Origin of the sequence: Phenylobacterium sp., from assembly GCF_036677185.1 — a bacterium.
Taxonomy (GTDB): Bacteria; Pseudomonadota; Alphaproteobacteria; order Caulobacterales; family Caulobacteraceae; genus Phenylobacterium.
In genome coordinates this window covers 90,552-115,684 of sequence record NZ_JAKFEN010000027.1, presented here as the reverse complement: position 1 = coordinate 115,684, position 25,133 = coordinate 90,552, and the positions used below count along the sequence as shown (strand labels likewise).

At 69.2% G+C, this 25,133-nt stretch carries 20 protein-coding genes and 1 tRNA gene; 13 read left to right on the top strand and 8 right to left on the bottom strand.

All coding sequences use genetic code 11. From position 1 onward, the window contains the following. Position 1: 1 nt before the first annotated feature. Positions 2–529: a superoxide dismutase family protein gene (locus V6M51_RS16730; RefSeq protein WP_332768984.1), complete on the bottom strand. Its 528-nt coding sequence runs from the start codon at positions 527–529 to the stop codon at positions 2–4. A 110-nt stretch (positions 530–639) separates the two neighbouring features. Between V6M51_RS16730 and gyrA the strand changes: the two genes are divergently transcribed. Further along, entirely contained in the window at positions 640–3,402 is a 2,763-nt protein-coding gene (gene gyrA, locus V6M51_RS16725; RefSeq protein WP_332768983.1) for a DNA gyrase subunit A, read from the top strand. Between the two features lie 17 nt (positions 3,403–3,419). Here gyrA and V6M51_RS16720 read toward each other — a convergent pair whose 3' ends face one another. Beyond that, on the bottom strand, positions 3,420–4,286 hold the full coding sequence (locus V6M51_RS16720; RefSeq protein WP_332768982.1) for a DUF2189 domain-containing protein: 867 nt from the start codon (positions 4,284–4,286) through the stop codon (positions 3,420–3,422). Positions 4,287–4,801: 515 nt separating this feature from the next. On the opposite strand from V6M51_RS16720, the gene coaD reads away from it, so the two are divergent. Genes coaD through V6M51_RS16705 form a run of 3 tightly spaced genes read left to right on the top strand, consistent with a single transcriptional unit; the run spans position 4,802 to position 6,678 of the window. Continuing rightward, complete coding sequence (gene coaD / locus V6M51_RS16715; RefSeq protein WP_332768980.1) at positions 4,802–5,296, top strand: pantetheine-phosphate adenylyltransferase; 495 nt, start codon at positions 4,802–4,804, stop codon at positions 5,294–5,296. A gap of 48 nt (positions 5,297–5,344) precedes the next feature. Continuing rightward, the gene (locus tag V6M51_RS16710) at positions 5,345–6,217 is read left to right on the top strand and encodes a peptidylprolyl isomerase (protein WP_332768979.1); all 873 of its coding nucleotides are present in this window, start codon (positions 5,345–5,347) and stop codon (positions 6,215–6,217) included. Next, on the top strand, positions 6,217–6,678 hold the full coding sequence (locus V6M51_RS16705) for a peptidylprolyl isomerase (protein ID WP_332768978.1): 462 nt from the start codon (positions 6,217–6,219) through the stop codon (positions 6,676–6,678). Before V6M51_RS16710 ends, V6M51_RS16705 begins: the two co-directional genes overlap by 1 nt. Before the next feature lie 24 nt (positions 6,679–6,702). Here V6M51_RS16705 and V6M51_RS16700 read toward each other — a convergent pair whose 3' ends face one another. Both V6M51_RS16700 and V6M51_RS16695 read right to left on the bottom strand, forming a co-directional pair. Continuing rightward, positions 6,703–7,659: an endonuclease/exonuclease/phosphatase family protein gene (locus tag V6M51_RS16700; protein ID WP_332768977.1), complete on the bottom strand. Its 957-nt coding sequence runs from the start codon at positions 7,657–7,659 to the stop codon at positions 6,703–6,705. A gap of 4 nt (positions 7,660–7,663) precedes the next feature. Beyond that, a complete protein-coding gene (locus V6M51_RS16695) occupies positions 7,664–8,623 on the bottom strand; it encodes an endonuclease/exonuclease/phosphatase family protein (RefSeq protein ID WP_332768976.1) in 960 nt (319 codons plus the stop codon). 63 nt (positions 8,624–8,686) lie between these two features. On the opposite strand from V6M51_RS16695, the gene queA reads away from it, so the two are divergent. Continuing rightward, complete coding sequence (gene queA / locus V6M51_RS16690) at positions 8,687–9,763, top strand: tRNA preQ1(34) S-adenosylmethionine ribosyltransferase-isomerase QueA (protein ID WP_332768975.1); 1,077 nt, start codon at positions 8,687–8,689, stop codon at positions 9,761–9,763. Next, complete coding sequence (tgt, locus tag V6M51_RS16685; RefSeq protein ID WP_332768973.1) at positions 9,763–10,878, top strand: tRNA guanosine(34) transglycosylase Tgt; 1,116 nt, start codon at positions 9,763–9,765, stop codon at positions 10,876–10,878. The genes queA and tgt overlap by 1 nt, the downstream gene beginning before the upstream one ends. Here the strand turns inward: tgt and V6M51_RS16680 are convergent. Further along, positions 10,863–11,450 carry a hypothetical protein gene (locus V6M51_RS16680; RefSeq protein WP_332768971.1) on the bottom strand — a complete coding sequence of 196 codons (588 nt, stop codon included), beginning with the start codon at positions 11,448–11,450 and terminating at the stop codon, positions 10,863–10,865. The genes tgt and V6M51_RS16680 overlap by 16 nt on opposite strands. Positions 11,451–11,569: 119 nt before the next feature. Here V6M51_RS16680 and V6M51_RS16675 point away from each other — a divergent pair. From V6M51_RS16675 to V6M51_RS16655, 5 genes are all read left to right on the top strand, one after another. Continuing rightward, a tRNA-Lys gene (locus tag V6M51_RS16675) sits at positions 11,570–11,644 on the top strand. Between the two features lie 34 nt (positions 11,645–11,678). After that, positions 11,679–12,347, top strand: coding sequence for a methyltransferase family protein (locus V6M51_RS16670; RefSeq protein ID WP_332768969.1), 669 nt, complete (start codon positions 11,679–11,681; stop codon positions 12,345–12,347). A gap of 147 nt (positions 12,348–12,494) precedes the next feature. Continuing rightward, positions 12,495–13,367 carry a sulfate ABC transporter permease subunit CysT gene (gene cysT, locus V6M51_RS16665; RefSeq protein WP_332768967.1) on the top strand — a complete coding sequence of 291 codons (873 nt, stop codon included), beginning with the start codon at positions 12,495–12,497 and terminating at the stop codon, positions 13,365–13,367. Next, the gene (cysW, locus tag V6M51_RS16660; protein ID WP_332768965.1) at positions 13,364–14,209 is read left to right on the top strand and encodes a sulfate ABC transporter permease subunit CysW; all 846 of its coding nucleotides are present in this window, start codon (positions 13,364–13,366) and stop codon (positions 14,207–14,209) included. Before cysT ends, cysW begins: the two co-directional genes overlap by 4 nt. Before the next feature lie 16 nt (positions 14,210–14,225). Further along, positions 14,226–15,260, top strand: a complete 1,035-nt coding sequence (locus V6M51_RS16655; protein ID WP_332768963.1) for a sulfate/molybdate ABC transporter ATP-binding protein — start codon at positions 14,226–14,228, stop codon at positions 15,258–15,260. 192 nt (positions 15,261–15,452) lie between these two features. On the opposite strand, the gene V6M51_RS16650 is transcribed toward V6M51_RS16655, so the two are convergent. Genes V6M51_RS16650 through V6M51_RS16640 form a run of 3 tightly spaced genes read right to left on the bottom strand, consistent with a single transcriptional unit; the run spans position 15,453 to position 18,830 of the window. Continuing rightward, positions 15,453–16,433, bottom strand: a complete 981-nt coding sequence (locus tag V6M51_RS16650; RefSeq protein WP_332768962.1) for a transglutaminase family protein — start codon at positions 16,431–16,433, stop codon at positions 15,453–15,455. Positions 16,434–16,444: 11 nt separating this feature from the next. Further along, a complete protein-coding gene (locus tag V6M51_RS16645; protein ID WP_332768961.1) occupies positions 16,445–17,386 on the bottom strand; it encodes an alpha-E domain-containing protein in 942 nt (313 codons plus the stop codon). A gap of 34 nt (positions 17,387–17,420) precedes the next feature. Further along, positions 17,421–18,830, bottom strand: coding sequence for a circularly permuted type 2 ATP-grasp protein (locus V6M51_RS16640; protein ID WP_332769062.1), 1,410 nt, complete (start codon positions 18,828–18,830; stop codon positions 17,421–17,423). Between the two features lie 306 nt (positions 18,831–19,136). Here V6M51_RS16640 and V6M51_RS16635 point away from each other — a divergent pair, with 306 nt between their 5' ends. Next, positions 19,137–20,912, top strand: coding sequence for an autotransporter assembly complex protein TamA (locus V6M51_RS16635; RefSeq protein ID WP_332768959.1), 1,776 nt, complete (start codon positions 19,137–19,139; stop codon positions 20,910–20,912). Continuing rightward, a complete protein-coding gene (locus tag V6M51_RS16630) occupies positions 20,909–25,126 on the top strand; it encodes a translocation/assembly module TamB domain-containing protein (RefSeq protein ID WP_332768957.1) in 4,218 nt (1,405 codons plus the stop codon). Before V6M51_RS16635 ends, V6M51_RS16630 begins: the two co-directional genes overlap by 4 nt. The last annotated feature ends 7 nt before the right edge of the window (positions 25,127–25,133 follow it).

The window sequence follows — 25,133 nt, the reverse complement described above, 5'->3', positions numbered from 1 at the left end:
CTCACCCGGCCGGGATGACCGCGCAGGCGATGCGCGGTCCGGCGCCGCCGATCGGCTGGGCCTTGTGGTCGTCGGGATTGGCGTGGATCACCAGGGCCGAGCCATCCTTGTCGGCCAGGGCCTCCCGGGCCGCCGTCGACCCCAACGACACATAGGTCGAGAAGACCTCGGCCTGGCCGGTCCCGTCGGCGGCGACGAAGATGTTGGGCAGGTCGCCGGCCTCGTTGGCGTCGGGGTTCAGCAGGCCGTGGACCATGGTCGGCTTGCCGTGCACGTGGCCGCCAGCCGAGGTGAAGTCGGCCTTCGAACAGTCGCCTTTCTCGTGGAAATGCAGACCGTGCCAGCCGGGCGCGACGCCCTTGAGCTCGATCCGCGCCAGCAGACCGTTGGGGGCCTGGGTCAGGCTGGCGGTCCCGACCGCGGCGCCGGCGGAATTCTTCAATTCGATCCGCAGGTTGGCCGGAGCGTCGTCCGCCCATGCCGCAGTTGCGAAAAGGGTGGCAATCGTGGCGGCGAGGGCATATCTCATGGGGCGTTCGACCTGGGTTGGGGCGTTGACGGAAGTTGGCCTTCAAGGCCTGCGGATGGTAACTACTGAACCCTGTTTTGTGTCCGATTCTAACCGGCTAAATCCTCTCCTTGACCGACGAAACCCAAACCCCGCCGGATGACGGGCGGCGCGGGGGCATCGCCCCTATCGCCATCGAAGATGAGCTGAAGCGCTCGTACCTCGACTACGCCATGAGCGTGATCGTCAGCCGCGCCCTGCCAGACGCGCGCGACGGTTTGAAGCCTGTCCACCGTCGCATCCTGTTCTCGATGAACGAGCAGGGACATACGCCCGACCGGGCCTATGTGAAATCCGCGCGCGTGGTCGGGGACGTGATGGGTAAGTATCACCCGCACGGCGACGCCTCGATCTACTTCACCATGGTGCGGATGGCCCAGCCGTTCTCCATGGGACTGCTGCTGATCGACGGCCAGGGCAATTTCGGCTCGGTGGACAACGATCCGCCGGCGGCCATGCGCTATACAGAAAGCCGCATGACCAAGGCCGCGATGATGATCGTGGCCGACCTGGACAAGGACACGGTCGACTTCAAGGAGAACTACGACGGCTCGGAAAGCGAGCCCGTGGTCTTGCCGTCGCGCATCCCCAACCTGCTGGTCAACGGCGCGGGCGGCATCGCCGTCGGCATGGCCACCAACATCCCGCCGCATAACCTGGGCGAGGTCGTCGACGCCTGCCTGGCCTATGTGGACGATCCGGCCGTCACCCTCGACGCGCTGCTGGACATCGTGCCGGGCCCCGATTTCCCTACCGGCGGCGAGATCATCGGGCGCACGGGCGCGCGCACCGCGCTGGCCACCGGCCGTGGCTCGGTGATCATGCGCGGCAAGGCGGCCATCGAGACTGTCCGCAAGGATCGCGAAGCCATCGTCATCACCCAGATCCCGTATCAGGTGAACAAGGCCGCCATGGTCGAGCGGATCGCCGAGCTGGTGCGCGAGAAGCGCATCGAGGGCGTGGCCGACCTGCGCGACGAGAGTGATCGCGACGGCATGCGCGTGGTCATCGAGATGAAGCGCGACGCCTCACCGGACGTGGTGCTGAACCAGCTCTATCGCTACACCCCGCTGCAGAGCTCCTTCGCCGTCAACATGCTGGCGCTTGATCGCGGGCGCCCGCGCGAGATGCACCTGCGCGACCTGGTCGTGGCCTTCGTCGACTTCCGCGAGGAAGTGGTCGTCCGGCGTGTGAAGTTCGAACTCTCCAAGGCCCGTGATCGCGGTCACGTCTTGGTGGGCCTGGCCATCGCCGTGGCCAATATCGACGAGTTCATCCACATCATCCGCTCGTCCAAGGACCCGGCCGAGGCGCGCGAGCGCCTGGTGGCCAAGGACTGGCCGGCGGGCGATATGCTGCCCCTGGTCGAACTGATCGCCGATCCGCGCACCCTGGTCATCGACGCCAACAAGATCCGGCTGACCGAAGAGCAGGCCCGCGCCATCCTGGCGCTCACCCTGTCGCGCCTGACCGGACTCGGCCGCGACGAGATCTTCGGCGAGGCCCGTGAACTGGCCGACGCCATCCAGGGCCACCTGACCACCCTGTCGTCGCGCGAGAACGTCATGGCCATCGTCCGCGAGGAGCTGGTCGCCGTGCGCGACGCCTTCGCCGTGCCGCGCCGCACCGAGATCGTCGACGGCGACGCCGACGTCGAGGACGAGGACCTGATCGTCCGCGAGGAGATGGTGATCACCGTCACCCACGGCGGCTATGTGAAGCGCACGCCGCTGACCACCTACCGGACCCAGCATCGCGGCGGCAAGGGCCGCTCGGGCATGTCGACCAAGGACGAGGACGCGGTCACCCGCGTGTTCTCCGCCTCGACCCATACGCCGATGTTGTTCTTCTCCTCCGGCGGCAAGGTCTATCAGCTCAAGGTCTGGCGCTTGCCGGTCGGGACTCCGACCTCGCGCGGCAAGGCCTTCGTCAACCTGCTGCCCATCGAGCCCGGCGAGAGCATCACCTCGATCCTGCCCCTGCCCGAGGACGAAGCGACCTGGGATCAGTACGACGTCATGTTCTCCACCAAGTCGGGTGGCGTGCGGCGCAACAAGCTCAGCGATTTCCAGGGCATCCGGCGCAACGGCAAGATCGCCATGAAACTGGACGACGGGGACTCCATCATCGGGGTCGGCCTGTGCAACGCCACCCAGAATGACATCCTGCTGACCACGGCGCTCGGCCGCTGCATCCGCTTCGCCACCGAGGAGGTCCGCGTCTTCGCTGGCCGTGATTCCACCGGCGTGCGCGGCATCCGCCTGGCGGAGGGCGACAGCGTCATCTCCATGGCCATCCTGCGCTCGGTGGACGCCACCCCGGCCGAACGGGCCGCCTATGTGAAGCACGCCAACGCCATGCGCCGGGCCGCGGGCGAGGACGGGGTCGAGGTCGAGGAGGCGCCCACGCCGGACGACGACGAGGCGGACGGCGATCTGGCGGCGCTGAGCCCCGACCGCATCGCCGCCCTGGGCGCGGCGGAGGAGGTGATCCTCACCGTCTCCACCGAGGGCTTCGGCAAGCGCACCTCGGCCTACGAGTTCCGCCGCACCGGACGGGGCGGGCAGGGGCTCCTGGCCCAGGACCTGACCAAGAAGGGCGGCCGGCTCGCGGCCTCCTTCCCGGTGGAAGAATTCGACGAGATCCTGCTGGTCACCGACCAGGGTCAACTGATCCGCACCCCGGTCAGCCAGGTCCGCATGGTCGGACGCAACACCTCGGGCGTCACCATCTTCCGCACCGCGGCGGACGAGCACGTGGTGTCGGTCGAGCGGCTGGCGGACCAGGGCGGCGACGACTCAGAGCCCGAAGGCGACGATACCGCCGCGGAATAGGGCGCGGCCGCTTAGGTTCAGGGCTCCACGGCCTTGCGGTAGAGATGCCAGGTGGCGTGGCCCAGCACCGGCAGGACCACGATGAGCCCCATCAGCGCCGGGAGCGAGCCGATCGCCAGGGCGGCGGCGACGACCAGGCCCCACAGCGCCATCGTCACCGGGTTGCGGGCCACGACCTTCAGCGAGGTCCTGATCGCCACGTCCATATCCACGTGCTTGTCGAGGAGCAGCGGAAAGGAAACCGCGCTGATGGCGAGCGCCACCGCCGCGTAGAGGAAGCCCACGCCGATCCCCACGGCGGCCATCCACAATCCCGCGCTGGTGGCGAACACCTCCTTGAGGAAGCCCTCCACCGTCGCGGGCGCACCGTCGGCGAACGCCAGCAGGCTGATCTCGTAGGCCGTGAGCAGCCACAGGACGAAGAGGGTGACCAGGACCAGGCCCATCCCCATGATCGACCCGATGGCAGGTGAGCGGAACACGCCGACCGCATCCAGCCAGCTCACCGTGTCGCCGCGCTCGCGGCGGCGGCTGACCTCGTAGAGGCCGACCGCCGCGACCGGTCCGATCAATGCGAAGCCCGAGAGCAGCGGGAAGATCATCGGCAGCAGGTCATAGCGGGCGGCCGCGACCGCCAGCAGCAGCCCAGCCAGCGGATAGAGGATGACGATGAAGATCACGTCGTCGCGCGCGGCGGCGAAGTCGTCGAACCCTCTACGCAACGAGTCCCAAAGGTCGGCCGCCTCGATGCGGCGGACCTGCGGCGCCACCCGGGCGGCCGCGCGGGCGGCGGGATCGCTGCGCCAATGCGCCTCGGTAAAGGGCCGGCTCAGCCCCTTCAGCAGATACTCAAACGGATTTACAACATGCTCGCGGCTCGCCATCGCTTACCTCCCGCCTTCTAGGGGTGCGGTTTGCGCAGGATGTCCGCCAGTTGAGCCAGCGTCTGCTACAGGCCGCCACTCTAAAGATCGAAGTCCAAGCGTAACACGAAGCCGTGCTTACACGCCACATTGGAGACCGGACGGAGAACGCGCTCGCCAAGGACTATCTATGGCGCGCGCCGCCTGGCGTGTTGGTCCCTGACCGCTGCAATGGGCCGCCGCAGCGCCAGCGAACATAAGGCTCGCCACGAAGGGGGCGGGGGTCTTCATCCAGTCGAGATGCAGTAGCGCAGGCTTCGCTGCAATTGGCCTACCAAGGGTCGCAAGTCGCCATCGGCGGTCGGGTTCGCACCGACAACCTGAGGTCACGCTTAGAATCTGCGGCGGACACCCCGCCGCCGCATCAGGCGGCCTGTCTCGTCCTGTCCTAGACGCCCCTCCTCCAAGTTATGGCTTGCTTTCATTCCTCCCGCCGGTGAAATCCCTGCTGCACCGCAAAAAAGGGGGGACGTCGAATGACGCGTGTGGGGCTTTATCCGGGGACCTTCGACCCGATCCACAATGGCCACACCGACATCATCGGGCGGGCCGTGAAGCTGGTGGACAAGCTGGTCATCGGCGTGGCGATCAACGCCGGTAAGGGCCCGCTGTTCACCCTAGAGGAGCGCGTCGCGATCCTTCGCAGCGAGACCGAGCACCTCGGCGACCGCGCCGAGATCATCGTCCAGCCCTTCGAGGGCTTGCTGATCCACTTCGCTCGCGAGATCGGCGCCGCGGTCATCGTGCGCGGCCTGCGCGCCGTGGCCGATTTCGAATACGAATTCCAGATGACCGCCATGAACCAGCAACTCGAGCGTGAGATCGAGACCGTGTTCCTGATGGCCGATCCCCGCCACCAGGCGATCTCGTCCAAGCTGGTCAAGGAGATCGCCCAGCTTGGCGGCGACGTCACGCGCTTCACCAGCCCGCGGGTCAAGGACGCGCTCATGGCCAAGGTCGCGGCCGGCTGAGTGTTGTCGGGCTGGCGGTCGAGGCCGCCGCCCATTACGAGTGAAATCATGATCCGAACCGCTCTTCTCGCCGCCGCCGTCCTTGCGATGGCCGCGCCCGCCGCCGCCGCGCCCGCCAAGGGCGCCCCGGTCCCCGCCGCCCCAGCCGCTCCCGGCGATCCCAAGGCCTCGGACTGGCGCACGCCCAATCCCGAGGACGTGCTGGTCATCGATACCAACAAGGGCCGTGTCTTCGTCGAGCTGATCCCCGAGGTCGCGCCCAACCATGTGGTCCGCATCCGCGAGCTGACCCGCGCGGGGCTCTATGACGGGCGCAAGTTCTTCCGGGTGATCGACGCCTTCATGGCCCAGACCGGCGACCCGCTGGACACCGGCTCGGGAGGCTCGGACAAGCCCGACATCGCCCAGGAATTCCTGTTCCGGCGCGGACCCGAGACGCCGTTCGTGCTCGCCGCCGACCAGACGGTCAGCCAGGTCGGATTCCTGAAATCCCTGCCGATCATGAGCCAGAGCGCGATGCTCATGGCGATGACGGCCGACGGCAAGATCTCGGCCTGGGCGCTCTATTGCCCGGGCGTGGCCGGCATGGCGCGCGGCGAAGAGACCGACAGCGCCAACAGCCAGTTCTTCCTGATGCGCCAGGCCTATCCGTCGCTGGAAAAGCGGTACACGGCCTTTGGTCGGGTGATCGCCGGCCTCGAGGCCGTTCGCGCCATCAAGGTGGGCGAACCGGTGGCCCAACCGCAAGACACCATGGACAAGGTGCGCGTCCTGGCCGATATCCCGGCCGCCGAGCGCCCCTCGGTGCGTGTGATCGATCCCAACAGCGCCTGGTTCAAGGCCGAGATCGAGAGCGTCCGCGCCGCAAAGGGAGCCGATTTCACGGCGTGCGCGATCAGAATTCCCTCGGAGGTGAAGTGATGGACCCGGAAAACACGATAATCATGGCGCTGGAAAGCGGTCCGGTGACGATCAAGCTTCGTCCCGACCTGGCGCCCGGCCACGTGGCCCGCATCAAGGAACTGGCCCGCGAGGGCTTCTATGACGGCGTGGTTTTCCACCGGGTGATCCCGGGCTTCATGGCCCAGGGTGGCGATCCGACCGGGACCGGGACCTCCGGCTCGGACAAGCCGAACCTGCAGGCCGAGTTCTCCCGCGAACCGCACGTGCGCGGCGTCTGCTCGATGGCGCGGACCAACCAGCCGAACTCCGCCAACAGCCAGTTCTTCATCTGCTTCGACGACGCCACCTTCCTGGACGGCCAGTACACCGTCTGGGGCGAGGTGACCGAGGGCATGGACCTGGTCGACGGCCTGCCCAAGGGCGAGCCGCCGCGCAGCCCCGGCAAGATCGTTTCGATGAAGGTCGCCGCCGACGCCTGACGCAACGCTTCGCGTTTCCGTCGGTCAAGTCCCCGATCTGTTCGGCGAACGGATCGGGGCCAGGATCACCACCACCGGATAGTGGTCTGAGCCCAGGCGTGGCCCGCGGGCGATGCTCACCGTGCGCCACCCTGAACCGGCATAGACTTGGTCGATGGGCAGCAACGGAATGGGCGCCGTGGCGGGCCAGGTGAACAGGCCCCGGGTACGCCGCTCCAGGCCGAAACGGCGATCCTCCCCGCGGCGGGCGAATGACCAGGGCGTGGAGTTGAAATCGCCGGCCAGGATCACGCGCTCCTTTGGGAATTGCTCCAACAGCTCGCCGACGATCCGACCCTGGGCGAGCTGGAACCCGCCATAGACCGGCCAGACATAGTGGGCGCCGATCAGCGTGAAGGCGCCGTGGGGCCCGGCGAAGGTGGCGCGCGCCAACGGAGGCTGCGCCCAGCGTCCCGGCGGCAGCCGCACCCCCTCCGCGATCGGCTTGGCCTTGCTGAGGATGGCCAGACTCTCGGAGCCCTCGGTCAGGTGGTAGCCGGTGCGGCGCGCCAGGGGTCCGCGCAGGCGTTCGCCTTCCTCCAGCACGATGATGTCGGCGTCCTGGGCGGCCAGCCAGTCGAGGGCCGGACCTATGTCGCGGTTGCCGCGCCAGGCGTTGAACTGGATCAGCTTGATCTGGTCGGGCGCGTCAGCCGCCGCCTTGGGCGTGGCCGGGCGCAGATATTCCGGGGCGATCAGCAGGGCGGCCAGCGCCACGCCGGCGACGCCCAGGGCGACCAGGCCGCGCCGCGAGCCGGGTTCGCCAAGCGTCAGGCCGTAGAGGCCCGCCGCCAGGGCGCCGACCAACCAGAACGGGGCGAAGTGGCTGAGGACGTCGAGCTGCGGACTCCAGCGACCGCCCTGGGCCGCCAGGGCCGCGCTGGCGCAGACCAGCCCGACGACAAGCATCTGGGCGTTGAAGAAGGCGCGGAGGAACTCCATGGCGCTACGGGACTCGGGCCAGGACCGCCACCACCGGATAGTGGTCCGACCCGATGCGTGGGCCGCGCTGGACGCTCACCGTCCTCCAGTCGGGGCCGGCATAGACATGGTCGATGGGCAGGAACGGTGGGGTCGGGCCCTGGGCCGGCCATGAGAACAGCGCCCGTGTGCGACGCTCGATCCCCAGGGCCGCGTCCTCGCGGCGGCGCACGAATGACCAGGGGGCGGAGTTGAAGTCCCCGGCGACGATCAAGCGGGGCTTGGCTAGGGGGGCGACGACCTTCAGCATCCGGCGGCTGTTTTCGGACTGGACGACGGCCTTGGCCGTCTTGGATTTCTTGGCCACGCCGCCCGGGCGCGCATAATGCAGGCCCACGATGGCGTGGCCGCCGTCGCCGGGCGAGAATCCCACCACCGCCATCTCAGGGCCCAGGCCGTAGCTGCCGCCACCGAAACGCCCGACCGAGGCCGGGCGGGCGCGGCTGTAGATGGCGACGTCGCAGGTCGGCGAGCAGGTCAGGTGGCGAGGCATGCGCCGCAGGATCGCCGCGCGAAGCTGGGGGCCGGAGCCCTCCAGCACCAGGACGTCGGGGTCCTGCTCAACCAGCCACCGGACCTGGCTTGCGTAGCGGGCCGGATCTCGCTCGGCGTTGAACTGGATGAGCTTTAGCTGCCTGGGCGCGTCGGACGGCGCTCTGGCCGGAACCGCCGCCGCAAGTTCCGGGACCACGAGGACCAACGAGGCGATGGCGGCGATCCCGCCCAGGACCGCCAGCCGCGTTCCGCCCAGCCGTTGCGGCGTGAAGAGGGCGACGCCCAGCACCAGGACGCCGCCGGCCAGATAGAGCGGGGCCAGGTGGGTGAGGGCGTCCAGTACGCCGCTCCAGCGCCCGCCCTGGGCCAGGACCGCGGCCAGGGCGCAAAGGGCGCCGAGGCCGGTCGCGACGATTCGAAGGAAGCCCATGCGCCCACCTAGCATAGAGCCGCGCTTGACGCGTGAGCCGGCCCATGGCCTTGAGGCCGGCCCATGCAGCTTGCTGATTTCGATTTCGACCTGCCCGAGGACCGCATCGCCCTGCGGCCGGCGAACCCGCGCGATTCCGCTCGTCTGCTGCTGGTGGCGCCCGGCGCGCCGATGCAGGACCTCAAGGTCAGCGACCTGCCGGGCGAGCTGCGCGCAGGCGATGTCCTGGTGTTCAACGACACCAAGGTGATCCCCGCGCGCCTCAAGGGTCGGCGCACCCGCGAGGGTTCGGATATCGCCGTGGAGGCCACCCTGCACCGGCGGTTGTCGCCGTCGCGCTGGACGGCCTTCATGCGGCCCGGCAAACGACTTTCGCCCGGCGACCGGGTGCATTTCGGCGCCATGCATGATCGCGCCTGCTATCTCGGAGCCCTGGACGCCACCCTCACGGAGAAAGGCGAGGGCGGCGAGGTGACGCTCAGCTTCGACCTCATGGGCCCCGACCTGGACGCCGTCATCGCCGAGCGCGGGTCTATGCCGCTGCCGCCCTATATCGCCGCCAAGCGGGGCGAGGACGACCGCGACCGCGCCGACTACCAGACCGTCTACGCCGACGAGGAAGGGTCGGTCGCCGCCCCCACGGCCGGCCTGCATTTCACGCCGGAGCTGATGGCGCGGCTGGCCGAGATGGGCGTGGGCCTGCGGTTCGTGACCCTGCACGTGGGGGCGGGCACCTTCCTGCCGGTGAAGACCGAGAACCTGGCCGACCACCGGATGCATGCCGAATATGGCGAGGTCGACGCCGGCACCGCCGACGCGCTCAACGCCGCCAAGGCCGCGGGCGGCCGCATCGTCTGCGTCGGCACCACCTCCCTGCGGCTGATCGAGAGCGCCACGGGGGAGGACGGGATGGTTCGGCCCTTCGCCGCGGAGACCGCCATCTTCATCACGCCGGGCTACCGGTTCCGAGCCGTCGACGGGCTGATGACCAACTTCCACCTGCCCAAGTCGACCCTGTTCATGCTGGTCAGCGCCTTCGCCGGCCAGGAGGCCATGAAACGCGCCTACGCCCACGCCATCGCGGACGGCTATCGTTTCTACTCCTATGGCGATGCGAGCCTGCTCTGGAGCGCCGCCTGATGGCCGCCTTTCCCTTCGAGATCGCCGCCACCGAAGGCGCGGCCCGGACCGGGACCCTAAAGACCCCGCGCGGCGACATCCGCACCCCGGCCTTCATGCCGGTGGGCACGGCGGCCACGGTCAAGGCCATGACCGTCGACCAGGTCGCCCAAACCGGCGCCGACATCATCCTGGGCAACACCTATCACCTGATGCTGCGGCCAACCGCCGAGCGGGTGGCGCGGCTGGGCGGGCTGCATCGCTTCATGCGCTGGGAGCGGCCGATCCTGACGGATTCCGGCGGCTTCCAGGTGATGAGCCTCTCCAAGATCGCCAAGGTCACCGAGGAGTCGGTGGCCTTCCAGAGCCATATCGACGGCTCGCGCCACGTCCTCACCCCCGAACGCTCCATCGAGATTCAGGCCGACCTGCTGGGTTCCGACATCGTCATGCAGCTGGACGAGTGCGTCGCCTGGCCGGCCGAGGAGACGCGCGCCGCCGACGCGATGCGCCTCTCGGCCCGCTGGGGGGCGCGGTCCAAGGTGGCCTTCGGTGAGCGTGAGGGCCAGGCCCTGTTCGGCATCCAGCAGGGCTCGACCTTCGAGCACCTGCGCAAGGAGTCGGCCGACCGCCTCGTCGAGACCGGCTACGATGGCTACGCCCTGGGCGGCCTGGCGGTGGGCGAGGGGCACGAGGCCATGTGCGAGGTGCTGGACTATGCGCCGGCCATGCTGCCCGCCGACCGGCCGCGCTACCTGATGGGGGTCGGCAAGCCCATCGACCTGGTTGAGGCCGTGGCGCGCGGGATCGACATGTTCGACTGCGTCCTGCCCACCCGCTCGGGGCGCCACGGCCAGGCCTGGACCTGGGAGGGCTCGGTCAACCTGAAGAACGCCCGGTTCGCGGAGGACGACAGCCCCCTGGATGAGACCAGCGATTGCCCGGCCTCCAGCCACTATTCCAAGGCCTATCTGCACCACCTGGTGAAGTCGCAGGAGATCCTGGGTCAGGTGCTGCTCTCCTGGCACAACATCGCCCACTTCCAGGCCCTGACCGCCGCCATGCGCAGCGCTATCGCCGAAGGCCGGTTCGAGGCCTTCCGCCGCGAGTTCAAGGCCCGTCAGCGGATCGGATAGCGGGGCTTCAGCTCCTGGGTGCGGACCTCGGTGGTCCCGGTCAGGATGTGCGAAGGCGTCGCCGGCGGCGGGCAGCCACGCGCCTCGCCCAGGCCCTTCAGATAGGCCCGCCGCACGCCGCCGGCGGTGATCGCCGCGGCCACCAGGGTGTCGTGCCGTTCGGCCCCGGTGAGTTTCCGCACCCAGCCACGGAACGGGATGATGTCGGAGGCGACGCTCGCCACCGCGCCCAGGGCGGCGTCCTTGCCGCGGACCTGGACGCTCTGGTTGTCGATATCGGGCTCGTCCAGGTCGTCCCCCATGGCGGCGTTCAGGGGGCGGATCAGCTCTGCGAGCCGCGCGCAGGTCGGCGGAACCGGCCGCTGATAGGGATCGGCCAGGGCCTCCAGCAGCACCGGCGGGATCTTGGTCCGCAGCAGGTTGACGTCTCGCAGCGGGGCCGCGACCGCGGCGCCCATGCTTTCGCGCTTGGCCTCCGAGGTCGTCTGGACCTCCGGCGAACCGTCGGCGCGCGTGGTCATGCAGCCGCCCAGCAGGACGAGGAGGGGCAGGATTCGGAACGCGGCGCGCATGGCGAAAGTCTAGCCCCAGCCCTCCGCGGATGGAAAGGTCCCGCCCGGCCTTGCCCCGGCGCGGACGCCCGCCTAAGGTCCGCGCCGCTTCGCCCGGCGCCCTAAACGCGCCGCGCCAAGGGCCGGTAGCTCAGTGGTAGAGCATTCGACTTTTAATCGAATGGTCGTGAGTTCGAACCTCACCCGGCCTACCATTCCCCGTCCCGACACTGGCTCGGAGATGGTGGAATGATCACGAAGCTCGTCTTCGAGGAAACCGTTCTGATGGTCGTCATGGCCGCGGCCCTGTTCGCGTCGGCCGGGACGTTCGACTGGCCGGCCGCGTGGTTGTTCCTCGGAGAGTTCGCGGTTCTCAGCCTGGCGGTGGCCGCCTGGATGGCCCGTTATGATCCGGCCCTGCTGGCCGAGCGGCTGAGCTCGCCGATTCAGGCGAATCAGAAAGCCTGGGACCGACTGTTCATCATCTGCGTGGGTTTAGGCTTCGTCGGCTGGCTGGTCTTGATGGGCCTGGACGCGCGGTTCCAGTGGTCGCGGGTCCCAACCTGGGCTCAGGTTGCGGGCGCCGCGGGCCTCGCGGCGGCCTTCGCCGTGGCCTGGGCGACCTTCCGCGAGAATGGCTATGCCGCCGCGGTGGTGAAGGTCCAGGCCGGCCAGACGGTGATCGACACTGGTCCCTACCGCCTGGTGCGCCACCCGCTCTATTTCGGCGTCATGCTGTTCTTCGCCGGCACCGCCTTGATGCTCGGATCCTGGTGGGGCCTGGCCGGCGGCCTGTTGCTGACCCTGCTGGTCGCGGTCCGCGCGGTGGGCGAGGAGCAGGTGCTGCGGCGCGAGCTCGCGGGCTATGAGGACTACGCCGCGCGGGTGCGTTATCGTCTGGTTCCAGGCGTCTGGTAGGCCACGGCGTGAGGGTTTCCCGCCGTGCTCCCAGAAAATCTATATTGTCCATGGGATGAGTAGGAATTAGCCAGGCTGCGCACCGAGACGCAGCGAAACCGCGTTTGTCGGCGTTTAGGCGTTTCAACCGGGGCGAAGCACCACCGCATGACGGCGACCCATCCGCCAGAGACCGCCCCGGCCGCCGCGGCGCGCAGACCGATGTTCCGGCGTCGCTCGGCGATCCCTGGATTCTCGCTGACCATGGGCGTGACGCTGTCGATCCTGTCGCTCGTCGTCCTGGTTCCGCTGGTCGCCGTGGCGCTGAAGGCCTCGCAGCAGACCTTCCCGGAGCTGCTGGAGGCCGCCTTCAACGCGCGGGCGCTCACCGCCTACCGGCTGTCCTTTGGGGCGGCGCTGGTCGCGGCCCTGGTCAATGGGGTGTTCGGGGTCCTGACCTGCTGGGCCCTGGTCCGTTATGAGTTTCCTCTAAAGAGCCTGGTCAACGGCATCATCGACCTGCCCTTCGCCCTGCCGACCGCGGTGGCCGGCATCGCGCTCGCCACCCTCTACGCGCCCAACGGCTGGGTCGGAGCCCTGTTCGCGCCATCCGGGATCAAGATCGCCTATACGCCGCTGGGCGTGGTCATCGCGCTCACCTTCATCGGCCTGCCGTTCGTGGTGCGGACCCTGGAGCCGGTGATGCGCGACCTAGCCCACGACGTTGAGGAGGCCGCCGCCAGCCTGGGCGCCAGCCGGCTGGACACCGTCCTGCGCGTGATCCTGCCGGCGCTTGGCCCCGCATGGTTGACCGGCTTCGCGCTCGCCTTCGCCCGCGGCGTGGGGGAATACGGCTCGGTGATCTTCATCGCCGGCAACATGCCCTACAAGTCCGAGATCGCGCCGCTGCTGATCGTCATCGAGTTGGAGCAGTACGACTATGCCGGAGCGGCCACCGTGGCCGTGGTGATGCTGGGCGTCTCGTTCCTGATGCTGTTCTTCATCAACGCCATCCAGGCCTGGGCGAGGCGTTTCTCATGAGCCGCCGCCCGCGCCACCCCACCGAGGATCCCGCCTGGGCCAAGGCGCTCGTCCTGGCCCTGGTGGCGGTGTTCCTGGTCAGCGTCCTGATTTTGCCGATGGTCACGGTGTTCTTCGAGGCCCTGCGCAAGGGCCTGGGACCGGCGCTGGAAGCGATCGGGCAGGAGGACGCCCGCGCCGCGATCAAGCTGACCCTGATCACCGCGGCGATCACCGTGCCGTTCAACGCCGTGTTCGGCGTCTGCGCCGCCTGGGCGATCGCCAAGCACAATTTCCCCTTCAAGCCCTTCCTGATCACCTTGATCGACCTGCCGTTCTCGGTGTCGCCGGTGGTGGCGGGACTGATCTATGTGCTGGTGTTCGGGGCCCAGGGCTGGTTCGGGCCCTGGCTGATCGAGCACGACATCAAGGTGATCTTCGCCATTCCGGGCATCGTGCTGGCGACCATCTTCGTCACCTTCCCCTTCATCGCCCGCGAGCTGATCCCGCTGATGCAGGAGCAGGGGGCCGACGAGGAGGAGGCCGCGGTCTCCATGGGGGCCTCGGGCCTGCGCACCTTCTGGAGCGTGACCGCGCCCAATATCCGCTGGGGGCTGCTCTACGGCGTCCTGCTGTGCAACGCCCGGGCGATGGGGGAGTTCGGCGCTGTCTCGGTGGTCTCGGGCCACATCCGCGGCCTGACCAACACCATGCCGCTGCATGTGGAGATACTCTACAACGAGTACGATTTCGTCGGCGCCTTCGCCGTCGCCGCCCTGTTGTGCTTCCTGGCCATCGTCACCCTGGTGCTGAAGGCCGGTCTCGAACTCATCCAGCCGCAGTCGCGGCCCGGCCGTCATTGATCGTGAGACCCGCCGCATGACCATTTCCATCCGATCGGTGGAGAAGACCTTCGGGCGCTATCCGGCGCTGAACGGGGTGAGCCTGGAGATCGCCGACGGCGAACTGCTCGCCCTGCTCGGCCCGTCGGGCTCGGGCAAGACCACCCTGCTGCGGGTCATCGCCGGCCTGGAGTTCCCCGAGAAGGGTCAGGTGCTCTATGGCGAGCAGGACATGACCTATGCCAGCGCCGCGGCGCGGCGGGTGGGCTTCGTGTTCCAGCAGTACGCCCTCTTCCGTCACATGACCGTGGCCCGCAACGTCGCCTTCGGCCTGGAGGTGCGCAGGGGCGCGGACAAGCCCTCCAAGAGCGAGATCGCCGCCCGCGTCGGCGAACTGCTGGAGCTCGTGGAACTGGGCGACCTGGGCAAGCGCTATCCGGCCCAGCTCTCCGGCGGCCAGCGCCAGCGCGTAGCGCTCGCCCGCGCCCTGGCGGTCAATCCCAGCGTCCTACTGCTGGACGAGCCGTTCGGCGCCCTGGACGCCACGGTGCGCAAGTCGCTGCGCAAGGAGCTGCGCCGCATCCATGACGCCACCGGCGTCACCACCATCTTCGTCACCCATGACCAGGAGGAAGCCCTGGAGCTGGCCGACCGGGTGGCGATCCTCAACAATGGCGCCATCGAGCAGGTCGGCATGCCACACGAGGTCCACGACCAGCCCGCTGGCGCCTTCGTCTGTGGCTTCGTCGGCGAGGTCAACCGGTTCGAGGGGGCGGTGAAGGGCGGCCGATTCCGCGCCGCGGAGATTGAGTTGCCGGCCCAGGGCGTGGCCGACGGCGCCGCGGTGGCCTTCGTGCGTCCTCACGAGTTCACCCTGGCCCCGGCCGGCCAGGAGCAGCTGTTCCTGATCACCGAGCGCGTGGCGCCTAGCGGTCCGGTGGTGCGCGTGGACGGCCTGACCCCCGGCGGTCAGCGGATCGAGGCGGCCTTCTCGCGCGAACTCGCCGGCCGGTTCCAATCCGGCGTCCGCTTTGGGCTCGCCGCGCAACGGTCGTACATCTTCAGCGCGTAGTCGATATCTTGCAACCGTAAGGCGCCGTCGCTAGGTTGCCCCGCGAAAAATGGGGCGGTGATGACTTGGATCTTTCGGTTTCTGGCGAGTCTCCGGACGTCTCCCCACCGCGCTGTCGCGCTTGAGGTCGGTCTCATCGTCCTTGGCGGTTTGCTGCTGGGCGTCGCCTTCTTCCGGATGGGCCGCTAAGCCCTATTGCTGCTGCTGTTGCTGCTGCTGGTCGTAGGCGAGGCCGCCGGCCGGTCCGCGCCTGCGGCCGCCTTGGGCGAAGGCAGGCTGGGCCACGCGGATGAACTCCGGCTCGGTGATCGCCGCGCGCGCTCGGCGGACCGAGACGCCCACCGCGAGCTGGCTCTCCGCCTCGCCCTTGTAGACTCCGCGCGAAGGCGGGACGTCGTTGTAGTCGCGGCCCAAGGCGGCGGCGATGTGGCGCTCGCCGGCGACGACATTGTTGGTGGGATCCAGGCCGATCCAGCGGGTCGAGGGCAGGAAGATTTCCACCCAGGCGTGGGTGGCGTCCGGATCGGAGCGGTCGCCGGCCTTGCGGTCGGTGAACAGATAGCCCGAGACGTAGCGCGCCGGCACGCCCCAGGACCGGCAGATGGCCAGCATGATGTGGCTGAAGTCCTGGCAGACCCCCCGGCGAGCCTTCAGGGCCAGGTCGATGGGGCTGTCGGCATGGGTGACGCCGGCCTCGTAGTCGAACGACTCGTAGATGATCTTCGACAGCTCGCGCACGGCGCGCAGGGGGTCGAGGGCCTTCAGTTCGTCGATCTTGTGCTCGGCGACGAAGGCCTTCAGCCCCTCGGTTTCCACCGCGAAGCCGTGATGACGCAGGAAATCGAAGTTCTCTCCGCGGACGAAGTCGCTGCGCAGCCGGTCCCATTCGCCCATGTCCAGCGCCTCGGGCAGGGCGGTCGGCGGCTGGGTCTCCACCGCCGAGCGCGCGACGATGTTAAGGCGGTCGTGCGGTTGGGGCACGTCGAAGTGATAGACCGCATTGCCGAACGGATCGGCGTAGGAGAACAGCTGCGCGGCCGGATCCAGGTCCAGGTCGAAGCTGACCAGCCGCTGGCGCACGCTCTTTTGCGGCTGCATCCAGAGCTCCATGACGCTTTCGCGCACCGGCTCGGCGTAGTGGTACTGGGTGACGTGGCGGACTTCCAAGAGCATCGGTCAGCGCCTCAGGCGGGCAGTCGCATTTCAAGGGAATAGTGGACGAAGGTCTCGTAGATCGACTGGTGGATCGCCACGCACTCGTCCAGCACGGTGGAGATGAGCGCGCTGGCCCCGGCCACCTGCAGCTCGTCCATGTCGGCATATTGCAGGCGCGCCTTCAGCCGGCCGGCCAGGCGCTCGGGCCCTGCGTGGCCGGCTTCCACATAGCGGCTGGCCGCGGTGGTGTGTTCCTCGATCCGGGCGGTGGCGAAGCGGATGGAGCGTGGGAAGTCCTCGTCCAGCAGTAGGAACTCCAACACCTTCCGCGGCTGGATGTCGGCGGTGTAGCGCCGCAGATAGGGCTCCAGCGCGCAGCTCATCCGCAGGACGCTGACCAGGGCGAAGTGCTCGTCGAAGGCGCCCCGGCGCCGGTCGCCGAAACAGACCTCCAGCAGCCGGCCGATGAGCTGGGCGCGCTCCAGGTACATGCCCAGCAGCAAGAACCGCCAGCCCTCGCCGTGGCTCATGGTGGCGTCGGCCGCGCCGCGGAACAGGTGCAGGTCGGCGATCACGTCATGCAGGAAGGCCGAGGATCCGTCGGCGAAGGACTTGGCGGCGTCTGGTCCGGTCATCTTCAGGTAGATGAGGTTGAGCCGTTCCCAGGTCTCGGTGGTGATCTGGTCTCGCACCTGGCGGGCGTTCTCGCGGGCAAGCGCCAGGGAGGAGACGATCGAGCCCTGGTCCTCGCGGTCCAGCGCCATGGCCAGCGTCGCCTCATAGGGATTGGTCAGGTGGGCGCGGTCGGAGTCGCCGACGGCCGCCAGCGCGATGCGAGCCACCTGGGCCGCCCCCTCGGTCCGGTCGAGGGTGGCGTTCAGCATCACGTCCGAGAGCCGGCACATATGCTCGGCCCGTTCCACATAGCGGCCGATCCAGTAGAGACTGTCGGCGACCCTCGCGAGCATCATGCTCGCGATCCTTTGCGACGAAGATTGGCGAGCATCATGGCAGGGTCTCCTTGCCCTCGGTGAGCACCCAGGTGTCCTTGGAGCCGCCGCCCTGGCTGGAATTGACCACCAGGGAGCCCTTGCGCAGGGCCACGCGGGTCAGGGCGCCCGGGGTCACCACGATCTTCTCGCCCGACAGGATGAAGGGCCGAAGGTCCACGTGGCGCGGTTCGATGGCCCCATCGACCAGGCAGGGGGCGGTGGAGAGCTGGATGGTCGGCTGGGCGATGTAGTTGTCTGGGTCGGCCTTGATCGCCTGGGCGAAGTCGGCGCGCTCCTGCTTGCTGGCGTGCGGGCCGATCAGCATGCCGTAGCCGCCCGAGGCGCCGACCGCCTTGACCACCAGCTTGTCCAGATTGGCCAGGACGTGGCTGAGCTGGGCCGGCTCGCGGCAGAGATAGGTCTCGATATTGGGCAGGATGGCTTCTTCGCCCAGATAGTAGCGGATGATCTCCGGGACATAGGCGTAGACGGCCTTGTCGTCGGCCACGCCGGTGCCGGGCGCGTTGCAGATCACCACATTGCCGGCCCGGTAGGCGTTGAACAGGCCCGCGACGCCGAGGCCTGAGTCCCGGCGGAAGGTGAGGGGGTCGATGAAGTCGTCGTCGACCCGACGATAGATCACATCGATCCGACGCAGGCCGGTGGTGGTCCGCATGTAGACCATGTTGTCGTGGACCACGAGATCGCGGCCCTCGACCAGCGGGCAGCCCATCAACCGGGCCAGATAGGCGTGCTCGTAGTAAGCGGAGTTGTAGACCCCGGGGGTCAGGACCGCGACCTGGGGATTGGGTCGCCAGTCGGCGGCCATGCTCTTGAGGGTCGCCAGCAGCAGGTCGGGATAGCGGTCGATGGCCCGCACGTTGGCCGCCCGGAACGTGCCCGGGAAGGTCCGCCGCGAAGCCTCCCGGTTTGCCAGCATGTACGAGACCCCGGACGGCACCCGCAGATTGTCCTCCAACACCGCAAAGGCGCCGTCGGTCTGGCGGATCAGGTCCGAGCCGCAGACATTGGCGTAGGCCTGGTGCGGCACGAACAGGTTCTGCATCTCCCGGCGATAGGACGGCGCGCTCAGCACCAGCTCGCGCGGCACCACCCCGTCCATCAGGATTTGCTGCTCGCCATAGATATCGGCCAGGAACATGTTCAGCGCCTTCAGGCGCTGGGTGAGGCCGGCCTCGATCTTCGACCATTCCTCGGCCGGGATGATCCGCGGCAGCAGGTCGGTGGGGATGATCCGCTCGGTGGAGCTCTCGCCGCCATAGACGGTGAAGGTGATGCCCTGCAGCAGGAAGTAGCGTTCCAGCACCCGCTGGCGCTCGGCCATGTCGGCCGCCGCCAGGGTCGCGATCCGGGCGTCGAGGGCCGCGTAGTGCGGCCGCACCAGACCGCGGGAGGTCAGCATCTCGTCGTACGGGACGTTCAATGAAGCCTGTGGCCCCACGTTCGGCCCCGCCGCCGTGTCTTCAGAACTGTGGGCCGTCGCCACGCCGTACTCCACCACCTGGTCCTCCGCGTCCCTCTCCGACCTTAGGAAGCGCGCCCGGATTTGGGGCGGCTTTTCGGAATCGGCGAACCTCAGCGGCGCGGCTGCTCAGCATTTGGGCAAGTTTCGGCCGTGCAGGAAAGCGCCTTGAGCGTCCGGCGTGGGTGACATCTGCCTGCGACGCGAGGTAGATCGGCGGGAGGGGCGCGAGAGGAAAGTTTTGGCGTGGCGCGATTGGTCGTCGCATTCGCCGCCTCGGCGGCCCTGTGTGCGCACGGCGCGGCTCGCGCCGAGACGCCTCGCGCGGCCGTCGAGGGGGAACTGACGGGTGATCTGCGCGCGGCGATCGCGCGCGCCGTCGGCGAGTCCGACAAACCGATCAGCAGCCGTTTCGAGGCTAGGCGTCGCGCCCGCGAGGCGGCGGAGAACGCCATCGCGGTCCTGCGGTCCGAGGGCTACTACGCCTACGAGGTCGAGCCCGACGTGGGGGAGGCCGAGCCGCCGGCCGCGGTGGTCAAGGTGACCCCGGGTCCGAGGTTCACCATCGCCGAACCGACGATCGAATGGGTGGCGACCCCACCCTCGCCGGAGGTCCAGGCCTCGGGTGAGGCGGTCATGGGCCTGGCCACCGGCCAGCCGGGCCGGGCGGCCGACGTGATCGGCGCCGAGGGCCGGATCGTCGCCGCCGCCCAGAAGCGCGGCTATGCCGACGTGGCGCCGGTTCCCCGCCAGGTGATCGTCGACCATGCCGACAAGACGGTGCGGCCGACCTTCCGGATCGATTCAGGCCCGCTGGTGCGGCTGAACGGCATGGAGGTGATCGGCGGCGAGCGGACCAAGCGGCCCTGGCTGAACCAGATGGCGCCATGGCGCCCCGGCGAGGTCTACGATCCCGAGGATGTCGGCGAGCTGGAACGGCGGCTGCTGGACACGGGGGTCTATGACTCGGTGACCGTGTCCCTGGCGCCCCCGGAGCGGACCACGCCGGAAGGCCTGCGGCCGGTGGTGGTCAGCCTGGTGGACCGCGCGCCGCGCACCATCGAGCTGGGGGCCAGCTACTCGACCAGCGAAGGCGTGGGCGCCGACGCCCGCTGGACGCGCTACAACACCTTCGGACGGGCAGACACGCTCTCGTTCGCCGTCCGGGCCTCGGACATCGACAGCCGCCTGGTGGCGGAGGCGACCCTGCCGCACTGGCGGCGCGCCCAACAGACCCTGAAGTCCGCCGCGGCGATCTACGACGTCAAGACCGACGCCTATGACGAGACGGGCTTCGGCGTCCGCGCCGACGTCCAGCGGCGGTTTTTCAAGACCTCCTACATCACGCTCGGCGGGTCGCTGGATTACAGCGAGACCGCTGAGAAACAGACCAAATTGCTGACCCCGCTCGGCCGCGACCTGTGGACCGCCGCGGTGCTGGCCGCGGCCTCCCTGGACCGCTCCGACGATCCGCTGGATCCCAAGCGCGGCTGGCGGCTGGAGGTGCGGGCCGAGCCCACCTACATCACCGGCGACGACAGCCTGGCCTATCTGAAGGTCCAGACCCAGGGCTCGATCTACATGCCCTTCGGCCCCCGCGCTCGCACGGTGCTGGCCGCCCGGGGCAAGGTCGGGGCGATGATCGGCGGATCGGTTCCCGAGGTCCCGGCCTCGCGGCGCTTCTATGCCGGCGGCGGGGGATCGGTGCGCGGCTACGCCTATCAGGCCATCGGCCCGCGCCTGGCCGACAATACCCCCCAAGGCGGCGCTTCGGTGCTGGAGGCCTCGTTCGAAGTGCGCCAGCGGATCGGGCAGCGCTGGGGGGTGGTGGCCTTCATCGACGGCGGGGCGGTGGGCGACCGCCAGTTCCCGGCCGGGGACGATTTCAGCGCCGGCGTCGGCTTGGGCGTGCGTTACGACCTGGGCTTCGGCCCGATCCGCGCCGATATCGCCATTCCGCTGGACAAGCGTGAGGGCGACGCGGCCTTCCAGATCTATCTCAGCATCGGACAAAGCTTTTGAGCCCGCCGTCCGAAAAACCTCCGGAAACGCCGGGCGAAGTGGTCGAGGCGATCGCCCACGAGGTGGCGGACGAGGTGGTCAAGGCGGCCAAGACCTCACTGCTGCCCAAGATCATTATCGGGATCTGCGCGGCGATCTTCCTGCTGGTGACCGCCGCGGCGTTGACCACGCGCTTCGGCGTGCTGCTGCCCCAGGGCCGGCTGCTGATCGAGGCCCGCGCCAGCGGGCTGAAGCTGGGGCGGTTCGGCAAGCTGAAGATCGAGGGCCTGGGCGGCGACGTCTGGCGCGACTTCACCATCCGGCGGCTGACCGTCAGCGACGAGAAGGGCGTCTGGCTGGAGGCGAAAAACGTCTCCATCAAGTGGCGTTACAGCCAACTGCTCATGCGCAGGCTGGACGCAGATCGGGTCGTCGCCGAGAAGTTGACCCTCCTGCGCCGCCCCACCTTGGAGCCCAAGTCGAAGTCCCGCGGCCTGCCGGTCTCCATCGTGCTGGACGAGGTGCGGACCCGGGTCGAGATGACGCCGGCCTTCAGCTATCGGCGCGGCGTCTACGACGTGGTCATGAGCCTGGACGTCCAACGCCGCAACGGCGGCCAGAAGGGCGAGATCGCCGCCGCCAGCCTTCTGCACGCGGGCGACCACCTGAACGCCCAGTTCGATTTCGGTGGCGGCAGGCCGTTGCTGCTGCTCGCCGACGCCGAGGAGGCCCGCGGCGGCGCCCTGGCGGGCAGCCTGGGCCTGCCCGCCGACCGCCCGTTCGCCCTGAAGGCCCGGGCTGACGGCAAGGGCGCGGCGGGCAGGTTCTCCGCTGTCGCCACCTCGGGCGACGCCAAGCCCCTGGAAACCCAAGGCGCCTGGAACGCCCAGGGCGGCTCGGCCCAGGGCCGGGTGCGGCTGGACGCTTCGCGCCTGACCCAGCCCCTTGTGGCGCGCCTCGGGCCGGAAGCAGCTTTCTCGATCACCGGCGCCAGGGCTCCAGGCTCGCTCTACGACCTTACCGCGCGCGCGACCTCGGCCAATCTGACGCTCAACGCACGCGGCCTCGGCAATCTGGGCGAACGCCGGCTGGGGCCGCAGGGCCTGGCCGTTGTCGCCACGGCCGGCGAGCTCTCCAAGATCACCGGCGGTCCGGCCATGGGGGCGACGCGAGTCTCCGGCCGGCTGACGGGCCGCCTGGACGACCTTCGCTTCGTCGGCGTCGCCGACGTGGCGCGGCTGAAGCTGGGCGCGTACGGCCTGGACCGGATATCCGGACCTATCGAACTGACCCGCCGCGCCGGCGTCCTGGCGGCGAAGGGCCGGATCGCGGGGGCGGGGGGACGCGGTAGCGGCCTGGCCGCGGCCCTGCTGGGCGCCAGGCCGACAGCGGCCTTCGACGGTGCGCGGCTGTCGGACGGCCGGCTGCTGCTGCGCAGCCTGGACGCGACCGGTGTCGGGTTGAAGGTCCAGGCCAGCGGTGGGCGGGGCTTGATCGGCGGCCTCAATTTCAAGGGCCAGGCCCAGTTCTCCAACCTGGCGGCGGCGCGAGCCGGCGCCTCGGGCGCGCTGGCCGCCGACTGGAGCGCGACCCAGGGTGGGGCGGGCAAGCCCTGGACCGTGTCGCTCGACGCCAAGGGCTCGAAGTTCGCCAGCGGATTCGGTGAACTGGACCGTCTGCTGGGCGCCGCGCCGCGCCTGTCGGCCGCCGCAAATATCGAGGGCCGCAAGGTGTCGATCTCTCAGGCCGACCTGGAGGGCGCCATGCTGAAGGCCGGGGCGGCCGGCGTGCTGGATGCCGACGGGGCCCTGCGCTTCAAGCTCGACTGGTCGGCCGCCGGCCCGTTCCGCGCCGGCCCCGTGGAGATCACCGGCAAGGCCAAGGGCTCGGGCGCCGTCACCGGATCACTCAGCGATCCGCGCGCCGACCTGATCGCCGATTTCGACGCCATCGACGTGCCTCGCCTGCCGCTGAAGGACGCGAAGGTCACGCTGAGCTTCATGCGCCGGGCCGATGGAGCCAGCGGGGTGGTGACTCTCAACGCCGCCAGCGACTACGGACCGGCCGCGGCGCGCTCGGCCTTCCGCTTTCCGCCGGGCGGAGTCGACCTCACCGATCTCTCGGTCAACGCAGCGGGTCTGACCGCCCAGGGATCGCTGACCCTGCGCCGCCGGGCGCCCTCGGCGGCCGATCTGCGGGTGGCCGTCGCCAAGGGCGCCTTCCTCGAGAGCGGCCAGGTCACCGGCGCGGTGCGGATCGTCGACGCCGCCGGCGGTCCGCGCGCGAGCCTCGACCTGACCGCCAAGAACGCTGTCCTGCCGGGCGGCAGGTTCGCCGTGCGCGACGGATCGGTCACCGCTGACGGCCCCATGGCGAGGTTGCCCTATAAGGCCCAGCTCCGCGGGGTCGCCAACGCCGGCCGTTGGACCCTGGACGGCGGCGGCGTCCTCTCCGACGTCGATCCGGGCTACCAACTAGCCTTCGACGGCATGGGACGGGTCGGCCGTCGCGACCTGAAGACCACCGAGACCGCCCTGATCGGCTTCGGCGGTCCGGACCGCACGGCGCGCCTGCGGTTGGCCGCCTCCGACGGCGGCCGGATCGATCTCGACGCCAAGCTCGGCCGAGACAGCGCCGACATCCGCGCTCAGGTCCAGCGCCTGGGCCTGGGCCTGCTGAACGAGGATCTAATCGGCAAGACCGACGCCATGATCGTCCTGACCGGCCGCGGCGGACGGCTGGATGGAACCCTTGACGCCAAGCTGGACGGTGCGCGCGGGCGGGGATCACCCGCCGACCAGGGGGTCGATGGAACGCTGAAGGGCCGCCTGGAGGGTGACGTCATGACCCTCGACCTGAAGAGCTCCAACGCCCAGGGCCTGCGCGCCGAGGCCAATGTGGTCCTGCCTGCCGCGGCGAGCGCCAGTCCCTTCCGGGTGGCCATCGTGCGCACCCGGCCGATACGCGGCCGGTTCTTCGCCGAGGGCGAGGTCAAGCCCCTGTGGGATCTGCTGATGAGCGGCGAGCGCGAGTTGGCCGGCCAGGTGCGGCTGGAGGGAACGCTGGGCGGCACGCTCGCTGACCCGAACGCCGTGGGCTCCGGCCAGATGGTCAAGGGCCAGTTCTCCGACGGCGCCACGGGCCTGGCCCTGCGCGACGTGACCCTGCGGACCACATTCGCCGACAATGCGGTCAATGTGACGGAGGCCACCGGCGCCGACGGCCATGGCGGCACGGTGGCGGGGTCGGGCCGGATCAGCCTGTTCCGCGAGGGGACCTCGACCCTGCGGCTGGATCTCAAAGGTTTCCGGCTGATCGACAACGACCAGGCCCAGGCTTCGGCCACAGGCCAGGCCACCATCGACCGCGCCGCCGACGGCAAGGTCAGGCTGAGCGGCGCTCTGACCATCGATCGGGCCGACGTGGCGGCCAAGCTCTCCACCCCCTCGGGGGTGGTGGCCATGGACGTCGTTGAGCGCAACAAGCCCGCCGATCTCGCCAGCGTCCTGGCGTCGCCGGCGCGAAAAGGCCTGGCGGTGGCCCTCGATGTGAGCCTGAAGGCCCCGCGGCGCATCTTCTTGCGCGGCCGAGGCCTGGATGTGGAGCTGTCGCTGGACGCTCATGTGGGCGGCTCGACGGCGCGGCCGGCCCTGTCCGGCACGGCGCGCGTCGTGCGCGGGGAGTACGATTTCGCCGGCAAGCGGTTCGAGTTCGACGAGCGTGGGGTGGTCTATCTGGCGACCTCGCCGCAGGCCATCCGCCTCGATCTCTCGGCCACTCGGGATGACCCGTCGCTGACGGCGGTGGTGCGCATCCGCGGCACGGCGGCCAAGCCCGAGATCACCCTGACCTCGTCGCCGGTCCTGCCCAATGACGAGGTGCTGTCCCAGGTGCTGTTCGGCCGCTCGGCCTCGCAGCTCTCGCCGCTGGAGGCCGCGCAGCTGGCCTCGGCGCTGTCGTCCCTGGCGGGCGGCGGCGGCTTCGACGTGATCGGCAACCTGCGCACCTTCGCGGGCCTCGATCGCCTGGCCCTGGCCGGCGGCGACGAGACGGGGGTCAGCGTGTCCGGCGGCAAGTACCTCACCGAGGACGTCTATCTCGAGCTGACCGGCGGCGGACGCGAGGGCTCCTCGGCCCAGGTCGAGTGGCGGATCGGCCGAAACCTGTCCATCATCTCCAAGCTGGCCAGCCAGGGGGACGGCAAGCTCGCCGTCCGCTGGCGGCGGGACTATTGAGGGTCGA

What these genes read in the sequence shown, in the direction of transcription:
- V6M51_RS16695 (WP_332768976.1), bottom strand. Translation starts at nt 8,623, where the DNA reads ATGGGCTTCCTTCGAATCGTCGCGACCGGCCTCGGCGCCCTTTGCGCC.
- V6M51_RS16720 (WP_332768982.1), bottom strand. Translation starts at nt 4,286, where the DNA reads ATGGCGAGCCGCGAGCATGTTGTAAATCCGTTTGAGTATCTGCTGAAG.
- coaD (WP_332768980.1), top strand. Translation starts at nt 4,802, where the DNA reads ATGACGCGTGTGGGGCTTTATCCGGGGACCTTCGACCCGATCCACAAT.
- V6M51_RS16730 (WP_332768984.1), bottom strand. Translation starts at nt 529, where the DNA reads ATGAGATATGCCCTCGCCGCCACGATTGCCACCCTTTTCGCAACTGCG.
- V6M51_RS16700 (WP_332768977.1), bottom strand. Translation starts at nt 7,659, where the DNA reads ATGGAGTTCCTCCGCGCCTTCTTCAACGCCCAGATGCTTGTCGTCGGG.
- queA (WP_332768975.1), top strand. Translation starts at nt 8,687, where the DNA reads ATGCAGCTTGCTGATTTCGATTTCGACCTGCCCGAGGACCGCATCGCC.
- V6M51_RS16645 (WP_332768961.1), bottom strand. Translation starts at nt 17,386, where the DNA reads ATGATGCTCGCGAGGGTCGCCGACAGTCTCTACTGGATCGGCCGCTAT.
- V6M51_RS16710 (WP_332768979.1), top strand. Translation starts at nt 5,345, where the DNA reads ATGATCCGAACCGCTCTTCTCGCCGCCGCCGTCCTTGCGATGGCCGCG.
- V6M51_RS16670 (WP_332768969.1), top strand. Translation starts at nt 11,679, where the DNA reads ATGATCACGAAGCTCGTCTTCGAGGAAACCGTTCTGATGGTCGTCATG.
- V6M51_RS16655 (WP_332768963.1), top strand. Translation starts at nt 14,226, where the DNA reads ATGACCATTTCCATCCGATCGGTGGAGAAGACCTTCGGGCGCTATCCG.
- V6M51_RS16680 (WP_332768971.1), bottom strand. Translation starts at nt 11,450, where the DNA reads ATGCGCGCCGCGTTCCGAATCCTGCCCCTCCTCGTCCTGCTGGGCGGC.
- cysT (WP_332768967.1), top strand. Translation starts at nt 12,495, where the DNA reads ATGACGGCGACCCATCCGCCAGAGACCGCCCCGGCCGCCGCGGCGCGC.
- V6M51_RS16705 (WP_332768978.1), top strand. Translation starts at nt 6,217, where the DNA reads ATGGACCCGGAAAACACGATAATCATGGCGCTGGAAAGCGGTCCGGTG.
- tgt (WP_332768973.1), top strand. Translation starts at nt 9,763, where the DNA reads ATGGCCGCCTTTCCCTTCGAGATCGCCGCCACCGAAGGCGCGGCCCGG.
- V6M51_RS16650 (WP_332768962.1), bottom strand. Translation starts at nt 16,433, where the DNA reads ATGCTCTTGGAAGTCCGCCACGTCACCCAGTACCACTACGCCGAGCCG.
- cysW (WP_332768965.1), top strand. Translation starts at nt 13,364, where the DNA reads ATGAGCCGCCGCCCGCGCCACCCCACCGAGGATCCCGCCTGGGCCAAG.
- V6M51_RS16640 (WP_332769062.1), bottom strand. Translation starts at nt 18,830, where the DNA reads ATGCTGACCTCCCGCGGTCTGGTGCGGCCGCACTACGCGGCCCTCGAC.